Origin of the sequence: Clostridium vincentii (assembly GCF_002995745.1) — a bacterium.
Classification (GTDB): domain Bacteria; phylum Bacillota; class Clostridia; order Clostridiales; family Clostridiaceae; genus Clostridium; species Clostridium vincentii.
Window position 1 is genome coordinate 1 of record NZ_PVXQ01000064.1, and the last position, 9,886, is coordinate 9,886.

The window sequence follows — 9,886 nt, forward strand, 5'->3', positions numbered from 1 at the left end:
TTAAAAGTATCATCCATTCTTCTTTAGATCTTCTTTCTGCCATGCAAATTACCTCCTACTAAGTATAGGAGTATTATCACATTAATTTACTGCCAGTCCTAGGTGATGAGTTATTTGACGCTTACTTATCAACAGTACTTTTTGTGGTTGTTCCTTTAGTATTTGGTTATGTAACAAGAACACTTATGGTTAAGAAAAAAGGAGAAGATTATTTTAATAATACCTTTATAAAGAAATTTGATAATACTACTATAGTAGGATTACTTTTAACATTAATAATATTATTCTCATTTCAAGGAAATATTATATTAAATAATCCACTTCATATATTATTAATAGCAATACCACTTACAATTCAAACTTTCTTAATATTTACAATTGCATATTTAGGTGCAAAATTATTAAAATTACCTCATAATATTGCAGCACCGGCGGGAATGATTGGAGCAAGTAATTTCTTCGAACTAGCTGTTGCAGTTGCAATATCATTGTTCGGATTACAATCAGGCGCTGCCCTTGCAACGGTTGTTGTAGTTTTAGTTGAGGTACCTGTAATGTTAGCACTTGTTAAGATTGCAAATAAAACAAGACCATGGTTTGACTAGTAAATATATAAGGATTTATTTAAAGGAGTGCTGTAGTAGCACTCCTTTAGCTTTATATAAATGACAATAAGCTCACAGTCATAACTTCCATACTAACTACAAGGCCATATATGGAAAGCTGGTACTCACGATATTTTGTGGTGAAGGAAGTATTGAATCTGAAGACAAGTATTCACAAACTCTTCACAAATTCCCCAAATATATATCAACTTTTTATTTTAATATTAAAATGTAAATAAAATAAAAATTGATTGGAGAGATAATTATGAAAATGTTTAATAAGAAGAAGTTTACAAGAACAGCTGTCCAAATATTCTTTTTATCCTTGGTATTATTAATATCTATAAGTCATCAGCTTGTTGAAAAGGGGATAATAATACCTATAATATCATCAGCATCTTTGCACTCTATTTGTCCCTTTGGAGGAGTTGTGTCAATATATTCATTAGTTACAGATGGGAACTTTGTACAGAAAATTCATGAAGCTACCGTTATTCTTTTAGGAATAGTTATTATTCTTGGGATTTTATTTGGATCGGTATTTTGTGGATGGATCTGTCCCCTTGGAACGGTACAGGAGTTTGTAGGAAAGCTTGGAAAGAAGATATTTAAAAATAGGTATAATAAATTTATACCATATAAATATGACAAACCTCTTAGGAATTTAAGATATATAGTTTTAGGTTGGGTAGTGTTTATGACAGCTTATACAGGGAAGCTTGCCTTCTCAGATATTGATCCATACTATGCACTATTTAATTTTTGGACTTCTGAAGTTGCAATAGGGGGAATTATTGTCCTAAGCATAACCTTTTTAGCATCCTTATTTGTGGAGAGACCTTGGTGTAAATATGCATGTCCTTTTGGTGCAGTAATGGGGCTTACAAATTTCATAAGTATATTTAAAATAAGAAGAAAATCTTCAACTTGTGTAGACTGCAAAAAATGTGATAATTCATGTCCTATGAATATAGAGATATCGGATAAAAAGCAAGTAACTAATCATCAATGTATAAGTTGCTTAAAATGCACCTCTGAAATATCTTGTCCAATAGATGATACCCTTATGATGAAAACTAAAGGAGGTAAGTAGCATGAAAATTAAATCTGGGACTTTAGCAATAGTATTAGTAATTCTGATTTTTGGAGGAATATTTGCAAGTGATATTGCTGGCCTTTGGAAAACAGAGTCCTCAAAAACAGCAGGAGTAATTGAAGAGGGTTCTTCAGCTGGAGAAAAAGACCCTGAGGATATAAAAGGTTCCTTTAGTTTCTTAGATATAAGTAATAATTATGATATTCCAGTAAGTGTACTTGAAAAAGCATTTCAGATAAAAAATGTAGAATCAATTGAATCTTTTAAAGCTAAAGATTTAGAAATCTATTATGGTGAGAATATAGATAAAGAAATAGGGACAAGTTCCATAAGATTATTTGTGGCATTGTATAAAGGTATTGAATTTGAAATTACAGAGGAAATATATTTACCAGAAGCAGCAGTTAATATTTTAAAAGAAAAGGGGGATATAGGAAAGGAAAACTTAGAATACATTGAGAAAAATACTGTGAAAATATTGAATTAACTTTATATTAGATATGAAAGGAGGCTGTCTTAAATTTTAAGATAGCCTCTTTTTGTAAAGTCATTTATTAATAATAGCTACTAGTATTTGACAATAACTAAAGGGAAAAGTATAATTTAAATTAAACAAAAGCTTAGATTGGGGGAAGGAAATATGAGTTTTAAAATAACAACTCTAATTGAAAACAATGCTGATGATAATAATATTTTATTTAATGAGCACGGGTTATCACTGTATATAGAAATTGATGAAATGAAATTGCTAATAGATACAGGTGAAAGTGGAGATTTTATTAAAAACGCAGAAAAGCTAAAAGTTAATTTAAATAATTTGGACTATGTTTTATTAAGCCATGGACATTATGATCATACTGGTGGGTTTAAAAGGCTTGTGGAGAAGGTTGGAAACCCCTTTAAGTTAATCGTTGGAGAAAAATTATTTTATGACAAATATGCATTAGTTGAAACAGAAAACTACAGATTTGTTGGAAATCCCTTCGATAAGGACTATATTGAGCAAAATAATATTCCTATAAAATATATGAAAGAAGATTTATTTTATATTAATGAAAATATAATGGTAATTTCAAATTTTGAGAAGAATAACGATTATGAATTTGTTAATAAAATGTTTTATATAGAAAAGGATGGAAAGTATATTCCAGATAATTTTCCAGATGAAATAGCATTAGCTATAAAAACAGAAAAAGGTTTATTTGTTATAGTAGGATGTTCACATGTTGGAATTTGCAACATATTAGAAACAATAGTAAAAAGAACTGGTATGCCTATTTACGGAGTTCTTGGTGGAACTCATTTGATTGAAGCAGATGAGACAAGGATAGAAAAGACAATTAACTATTTCAAAGAAAAGGATATAAGTATTTTAGCTTTCTCTCACTGTACAGGTGAAAAAGCTACAGAGAAAATAAAAGAAAAGTTAGGCGAAAAATACTTATATAACAATACAGGAAATATAATAGAAATTAATAATGGTTAATTCATAGTTAGTAAAATATAATGGGGTGTATCAATAGAAATTAAATTTCTATTTGATACACCCCACTTTTATGCCAGTGTTACTATTTGTTATTTCTGTTCATATAGCCTCTATTGTCAGAATCTTTCATCTTCCCAGTTCCTTCACCTGGAGTCTCGCAGTTTGCTGAATTTTCTGTAATCCTAGTCTTTGATTCTTCTCCAGATTCGTTTGTCATAGTGCCATTTGTAACAGCTTCATCTATATTTTTTATTTTTTCAGTTAACATATATTCCTTAATCTCTTCAGCAGTTACGCCCTTATCAGTTAGAAGAGTGTGTAGAGATTTTCCTGAATCTAAAGCAGAATTAATTTCTTCATCTTCTACTCCTTTGCTTTTTAATAGATTGGTTAAAATATCCTGACCACGGAGCTGTGTAGCTCTTTCGCCCCTTGTACCTATACAGTTTTCCATAGTACCATTATTTCTTGGTGTTGAATCTGGTGTGGTTGAAGCATAGGCAGTAATTCCAGTACCCACCATCATTGTAATTGCTAAGGTTATTATAATGTTTTTCTTTTTCATAATTAACACTCCTTTTTAATTTATATTTTGTTTATATCTATATACTAATGCACTATTTTGATTAAACTATGAGATAATTGTGATAGAAGTGTGAAAACTGAAAAAAACTCTAGTTTTATTAAAGAGGTGTTAAAAATGAAAGGCAAAATTCTTATAGTAGAGGATGAAAAAAAGCTTACAGAGGTTATGAGGCTTTATTTAGAAAAGGAAGGTTATGAAGTAAAAATTGCTCTAGACGGAAGAAAAGGAGAGGAAGCTATAAATGAAGGGGAGTATGATTTAATAATATTAGATATTATGATGCCTGAAAAAGATGGTTGGTCCGTACTAAGGAAAATTAAAAATGAAGGGGAGACACCTGTAATACTAACTTCAGCTAGAGGAGAAGAAGAAGATAGAATATTTGGGTTAGAGCTTGGGGCTGTAGATTATATGGTTAAGCCAATTAGTATGGAGGAACTTGTACTAAGAGTTAGTCTTAGAATTAAAAAATGTACTGGAGAACTAAGTGGTAATATTGCATTTGAAGATATTATAATTTCGGACTCTAAAAGAACAGTATCAGAAAATGGAGTTGAAATTAATTTAACCCCAAAGGAATTTGATCTTCTATTATTTCTATGTAAAAGTCCTGAACAAGTCTTTAATAGAGAACAACTTCTAAATAAAGTTTGGGCCTATGATTTTGTTGGAGATACTAGAACTATAGATACACATATAAAAAATCTTAGAGAAAAAATCAAGTATTGTGAGAAACATATAAAAACAGTTTGGGGTGTAGGATATAAATTGCAAATGAAGATAGATTAACTTTATATAAAAGCTATTGGAGGTGACATTATGGGAAAACTAACTTTAAGATTAATAAAATACTTCATTGGAATAATAACTTTAGTAATTGTATTTTGCTTTCTGTCTGTAAGTATATTTCTATCTTTTTTTTACACTAGCATGCAATATAATGACTTGAAGACTGCATCAAATCAGATGTATGATGCTATGAAAAATGGAAGTGAATATTCAGATGTAATTTCAAAATATGAGATATCTAGTGCAATTCTTTTAAAGGATGGAGAAGTTAATACTCTGACCTCTACAAAGATGGGAACTATGTCAATTATAAAGAATGTTAATCTACAAAAATTATCGATAAAAGGAAAGTATGTTACTCCAAATGAAGAAGAATTTTTGTATTATAATAACAACACTGATATGGGAGATATAATACTACTTAAAAGAAATAGTTTTTCAGGGGAGTATATGAGATCTACATATATTATACTAGCAGTTATATTTTTAGTTGCTTTACTAATTTCAATTCCCATGGTTTCAGTCTTAGGAAAGAAACTTACTAAACCAATCCTTAAGCTTCAAAATGCATCCTTAGATATAACTAAAGGAAATTTTAATATTGATGTGGATATAAATACAAAGGATGAAATAGAGGACTTATCAAAAAGTATTAAGGTTATGGCAGAGACTATAGAAAAGAAAAATACTATGCAAAGAGATTTTATAGCTAATGTATCTCATGATTTTAAAACTCCTTTAAGTGTTATTAGAAATTACAGTGAGGCCATATATGATGACATTCTTAATGAAGATGAGAAAAAAGAATTCCTAAAAGACATTATAAAAGAAGTGGATAGATTAAATCTTTTGGTAGTGGATATACTTGAACTTTCAAAACTTCAAGGAAGTACAGATATATTAAAAAAGGAGTATTTTAATCTCTCTGAATTTTTATTAGATTTTAAAAGTGCTTTTAGAATGAAATTAGAAGGCAAAAACATAACACTAAATATAAAATCTTTAGATTCTGATATAGAAATATTAGCAGATGGAAACTACTTATACAGGATAATTTATAATTTTATTGATAATGCAATAAAGTTTAGTAAAGAAGATAGTACTGTAGAACTCTATGTAAAAGATGAAGGTAGAGATATTAAAATATCTGTAAGAGACAAGGGTATAGGAATAGATAATAATTATATAGATGATATATGGAAAAGATATTATAAAAATAAAACAAGTGGGGGAATGGGTCTTGGCCTTGCTATATGTAGTGAAATATTAGATCTTCATAATTTTAGGTATGGAGTTATTAGTAAAAGCGGAGAAGGGGCTGAGTTTTTCTTCTTTATCCCAAAGGAGGCATTCAAAAGAAAAAGCAGTTAGTTTAATATGACTAACTGCTCTTTTTTACACTAGTTTATGTAATTATTAGTTTCATTGGTTGTGTTCATTTAGTCTTTTTTTCAAAACGATCCATTTTTGCGTGTCCTTCGCCTGGAGTTTTACCATTTTCAGATTTTTCTCTCACTTTAGTTTTTGTCTTTTCACCCTGCTCTTTTGTAATAGTGCCATTGGCAACAGCTTCATCTATTATTTTTATTCGCTCAGTTAGCAGGTATTCATTAATCTCTTCAGTAGATACACCCTTTTCAGTTAAAAGTGTGTATAGAGATTTATCTGAATCTAAAGCAGAATTAATTTCTTCGTCAGTTACGCCCTTGCTTTTTAATAGATTGGTTAAGATTTCGCTTCCATGAAGGTTTGATACTCTAGATGTACCTGTACCTGTACCTAAGCAATTCTGTGCAGTAGTAGCACTATTGCTTTGTGTTGCATCTAGTATAGGTGAAGCATAAGCAGTAATTCCAGTGCTCACCATCATTGTAATAGCTAAGGTAATTATAATATTTTTTCTTTTCATAATTAACACTCCTTTTAAATTTATGTTTTCTTTATATCTATATAGTAATGTGCTATTTTCAATAAACTATTAGATAATTGCTAAAATAAAAAAAATTTATCTAGAATTATTATTATACACAATAAATAAAAGGTAGGAATCTCAGAGAATTTCTACCTTTTACATATGTATATAGTGAATTTTATTGAGCCTTAGATAAACTAAGGTTTTCATTTTGTTTAGATAGCAGCTTATTTATTTTCATAAAATAAGCTATTGCAAGTGGTATGGTAGCAGCAATCCAGGCAATTGGACTAGCTAAACAAATTCCTGTATAACCTAAGAGCTGAGGCAATGTAAAGGCAACAACAACTCTAACTACAAGTTCAGCTACCCCGGCCATCATAGGAACAAATGCCTCTCCAATTCCTTGAAGAGTACTCCTGTAGATAAATAACAATCCAAGAATTATAAAAAATGGTGCGACTATATTTAAATACCGCTGTGCTGATTCTATAACTTCAGTTTCAGCTCCACTTATAAATAATCTAGTAAAGTTGCGCCCAAAAAGAAAAACAACAATTCCAGCAAAAACATTTACAATTAAAGAAAGATAAGAACATTTCTTTACTCCTTCTTTAATACGATGAATTTTCCCAGCACCAAGATTTTGACCAGCATAGGTAGCCATAGTGACACCAAAGGAAATGCTAGGTTGCATTACAAGCTGTTCAACTTTCATAGCAGCTGTATAGGCTGCAATAAGGGTGGAACCAAAAGCGTTAAGGGCACCTTGCAGTATTATTACTCCAACTGCTGTAATAGAGAATTGTAATGCCATTGGAATTCCAACCTTTAAGTGCAGTAATGAGAAGGGAATATCAAATTTCCAATCTTTTTTCTGTAATTTTAAAATTCTATATCTTTTTGCAGTATAGATTAAACACAAAAGTCCAGATACTCCTTGGGAAATTACTGTGGCATAGGCAGCACCTGAAACTCCCATAGATAAAGTAACAATAAAAAATACATCTAAAATTATATTTAAAATTGATGCAACAATTAAAAAATATAAAGGAGTTCGACTATCTCCAAGAGCTCGTAATATACTTGATATCATATTATAAAAAACAGTAGTTATAATTCCTGCGTAAAGAATAGTGATATAAGAATTAGCATCATTTATAATATCTGAGGGTGTATTCATTAAATTAAGTAATGGTTTTACTGTTACTAGGCTTATAGCAGTAATTAGTATAGTTATAATTGCACATAAAATAATAGAAGTGGCAACTGAGCGGCGAAGACCATCTTTATCATCTGCACCAAAGCGTTGAGCAACTATTATAGAAAATCCACTGGTTATTCCAAGGGTAAAGCCCATAACTAAAAAGAACATTGCACCTGTAGAACCTACAGCGGCAAGGGCTTTAACACCGATAAATCTACCAACGATTATAGCATCCACCATACTATAAAATTGTTGAAATATATTTCCAATAAGTAATGGGATTGAAAAAGATAAGATTAACTTTAGTGGACTCCCGGTTGTCATATCTTTTGTCATAAGTAAACCTCCAAAAATAAAAAATAAAAAATTATATATTTAAATGATACAGTTTCACTTATGTATTAGCAAGGTCTTAAAACTCTAATAAGCAATAAATAGTATACTAAATAAAAAGAGACTAGATTTATATTTAAATAAATCTAGTCTTTTTTCTTATAAGGAATTTTATTGTTGCATTAACTGAAATTCATTCTTTATTTTATCTGGAATCATAAGATATAAAGCATCAGCTAATTCATCTAATTTCCCTTTGTTTGGTGATAAAGACAAACTTAAAATAAGTGAAAAGTCTCTCTCTGTTTCTTTAATTACATCAGTAATAGCTGTAACTTTATCCTCAACATTATTTATAATGTTAGGATCATCAAGAACTTTAATTTTAAAATCCGGAAAACTCTCACAAGATAGATCATCTTTTTCTAAATCCTTAAGTGTTTGCAAGCAGCTTATAGCTTTAGAAAATAGATGATAAACAATTAGCCCAAGCTTCATATTACATCCGCCAATTAAACAATTTTCAGCACTTACAGAATCTAATTCTTTAATTAAAAATGGGCATCCTATTGAATCATTGTAAAGAAAATTAATTCCATAACTAAACTTCTCTCCAGTTAATAAAACAACACTTTTAGATTGAAAGGCATTAAGCCATTCAACTAAGCCTTCAGTTGGATTTTCTTTTAGAACATCTAAAAATTCATTTGTCTTCTCTTCATGATTTCCAAATAATGAAACTTCATGTAATTTAAATTGATTATTGCTCATAATAATCTCCCCTTAAGTTTTAAAAAATAGAGTCAGTTTCACCTAGTGCAACTGATTTTACAATAATATACTTACTTTAAACAGTCAATATCATTTGCGATATTCCTTATAATCTAAAGTTAAGATTAGTATAAACATAATATTATATATGGATATTTCCATAATATTATAATTAGTAAATATAGAATATTGAAGGTAAGTTCTCTTTTAAGGATCAATTTACTTTTACTGTAATAGTATGTATAAAGATTAATTATTAAAAAAGGAAAAAAGAAATGAAAAAATTTATTGTTTTTATTGTAACATCAATAATGCTATCAGGAATTATATGTGTGTTTATTAATATAAAAGAAAGAGAAGTTATGTCCAATAAAGAAAATGAGGTAAATATCGACGGTACCGTGAAGGATTTAAATGAGGAGTCAGTGGAAATAAAAAAATTTAATGTAGGAGAAATATTATTTAATATTTCTGTAATTGATAAAGAATCTATTGAGAAAATTACAAAGTTGAAAGTAATAAAGCAGAAGGATACAGTTTACTTAAATGATCAGCCAGAAAGCAACTCAGTATATTTAACATTCGACGATGGACCGGATGGAGAAGTTACTCCTAGGATTTTAGATATATTAGAATCTTACAATGTTAAGGGGAATTTCTTCTTCCTTGGGGAAAATGCAAAAATGTATCCAGAAGTTGTAAAGAGGACATTTGATAGTGGAAATTTTATAGGAAATCATACCTATTATCATGAGGATCTTACTACTTTAAGTCCCGAGGGAATAAAAGATGAGCTAGAGAAAACCGAAGAGGTTATATCATCAATTACTGGGAAAAGAACTACAGCTATGAGACCACCCTACGGGGCTTCTAATGAAACTGTCATCAAAGTAATAAAGGATAGCAATAGTGTATCTATTTTATGGTCTATAGACACCCTAGACTGGTCTCACAAAGAAGTATCTAGCATTTTAAAAGTAAGCGTCAAATAACTCATCACCTAGGACTGGCAGTAAATTAATGTGATAATACTCCTATACTTAGTAGGAGGTAATTTGCATGGCAGAAAGAAGATCTAAAGAAGAATGGATGATACTTGTA

Annotated in this window: 10 protein-coding genes and 1 pseudogene; 7 read left to right on the forward strand and 4 right to left on the reverse strand. The window is 29.8% G+C overall.

The features are described from left to right. Positions 1–125: 125 nt before the first annotated feature. The 4 genes and pseudogenes from CLVI_RS16510 to CLVI_RS16525 form a co-directional block, all read left to right on the forward strand. Positions 126–605, forward strand: a pseudogene (locus CLVI_RS16510) (arsenic resistance protein); the annotation flags it as partial. A gap of 265 nt (positions 606–870) precedes the next feature. Continuing rightward, a complete protein-coding gene (locus CLVI_RS16515; RefSeq protein WP_106061266.1) occupies positions 871–1,698 on the forward strand; it encodes a 4Fe-4S binding protein in 828 nt (275 codons plus the stop codon). Position 1,699: 1 nt separating this feature from the next. Continuing rightward, positions 1,700–2,188, forward strand: a complete 489-nt coding sequence (locus CLVI_RS16520; protein ID WP_106061268.1) for a hypothetical protein — start codon at positions 1,700–1,702, stop codon at positions 2,186–2,188. 153 nt (positions 2,189–2,341) lie between these two features. After that, a complete protein-coding gene (locus CLVI_RS16525; protein WP_106061270.1) occupies positions 2,342–3,187 on the forward strand; it encodes an MBL fold metallo-hydrolase in 846 nt (281 codons plus the stop codon). Positions 3,188–3,269: 82 nt separating this feature from the next. Here the strand turns inward: CLVI_RS16525 and CLVI_RS16530 are convergent, their stop codons facing one another. Then, entirely contained in the window at positions 3,270–3,752 is a 483-nt protein-coding gene (locus CLVI_RS16530; RefSeq protein ID WP_106061272.1) for a hypothetical protein, read from the reverse strand. A gap of 135 nt (positions 3,753–3,887) precedes the next feature. Between CLVI_RS16530 and CLVI_RS16535 the strand changes: the two genes are divergently transcribed. Then, complete coding sequence (locus CLVI_RS16535) at positions 3,888–4,562, forward strand: response regulator transcription factor (protein ID WP_106061274.1); 675 nt, start codon at positions 3,888–3,890, stop codon at positions 4,560–4,562. Between the two features lie 30 nt (positions 4,563–4,592). Next, entirely contained in the window at positions 4,593–5,933 is a 1,341-nt protein-coding gene (locus CLVI_RS16540) for a sensor histidine kinase (RefSeq protein ID WP_106061276.1), read from the forward strand. Between the two features lie 64 nt (positions 5,934–5,997). On the opposite strand, the gene CLVI_RS16545 is transcribed toward CLVI_RS16540, so the two are convergent. From CLVI_RS16545 to CLVI_RS16555, 3 genes are all read right to left on the reverse strand, one after another. Next, positions 5,998–6,471, reverse strand: coding sequence for a hypothetical protein (locus CLVI_RS16545; protein ID WP_106061279.1), 474 nt, complete (start codon positions 6,469–6,471; stop codon positions 5,998–6,000). 181 nt (positions 6,472–6,652) lie between these two features. Then, positions 6,653–8,017, reverse strand: coding sequence for an MATE family efflux transporter (locus CLVI_RS16550; protein ID WP_106061280.1), 1,365 nt, complete (start codon positions 8,015–8,017; stop codon positions 6,653–6,655). A 168-nt stretch (positions 8,018–8,185) separates the two neighbouring features. Beyond that, positions 8,186–8,785: a hypothetical protein gene (locus CLVI_RS16555; RefSeq protein WP_106061282.1), complete on the reverse strand. Its 600-nt coding sequence runs from the start codon at positions 8,783–8,785 to the stop codon at positions 8,186–8,188. Between the two features lie 275 nt (positions 8,786–9,060). Between CLVI_RS16555 and CLVI_RS16560 the strand changes: the two genes are divergently transcribed. Then, a complete protein-coding gene (locus CLVI_RS16560) occupies positions 9,061–9,777 on the forward strand; it encodes a polysaccharide deacetylase family protein (RefSeq protein ID WP_106061284.1) in 717 nt (238 codons plus the stop codon). Positions 9,778–9,886 lie beyond the last annotated feature (109 nt).

Excerpts from the sequence above, each read along its gene's own strand:
- CLVI_RS16515 (WP_106061266.1), top strand. The coding sequence starts at position 871 with ATGAAAATGTTTAATAAGAAGAAGTTTACAAGAACAGCTGTCCAAATA.
- CLVI_RS16535 (WP_106061274.1), top strand. The coding sequence starts at position 3,888 with ATGAAAGGCAAAATTCTTATAGTAGAGGATGAAAAAAAGCTTACAGAG.
- CLVI_RS16530 (WP_106061272.1), bottom strand. The coding sequence starts at position 3,752 with ATGAAAAAGAAAAACATTATAATAACCTTAGCAATTACAATGATGGTG.
- CLVI_RS16560 (WP_106061284.1), top strand. The coding sequence starts at position 9,061 with ATGAAAAAATTTATTGTTTTTATTGTAACATCAATAATGCTATCAGGA.
- CLVI_RS16545 (WP_106061279.1), bottom strand. The coding sequence starts at position 6,471 with ATGAAAAGAAAAAATATTATAATTACCTTAGCTATTACAATGATGGTG.
- CLVI_RS16555 (WP_106061282.1), bottom strand. The coding sequence starts at position 8,785 with ATGAGCAATAATCAATTTAAATTACATGAAGTTTCATTATTTGGAAAT.
- CLVI_RS16520 (WP_106061268.1), top strand. The coding sequence starts at position 1,700 with ATGAAAATTAAATCTGGGACTTTAGCAATAGTATTAGTAATTCTGATT.
- CLVI_RS16540 (WP_106061276.1), top strand. The coding sequence starts at position 4,593 with ATGGGAAAACTAACTTTAAGATTAATAAAATACTTCATTGGAATAATA.
- CLVI_RS16525 (WP_106061270.1), top strand. The coding sequence starts at position 2,342 with ATGAGTTTTAAAATAACAACTCTAATTGAAAACAATGCTGATGATAAT.
- CLVI_RS16550 (WP_106061280.1), bottom strand. The coding sequence starts at position 8,017 with ATGACAAAAGATATGACAACCGGGAGTCCACTAAAGTTAATCTTATCT.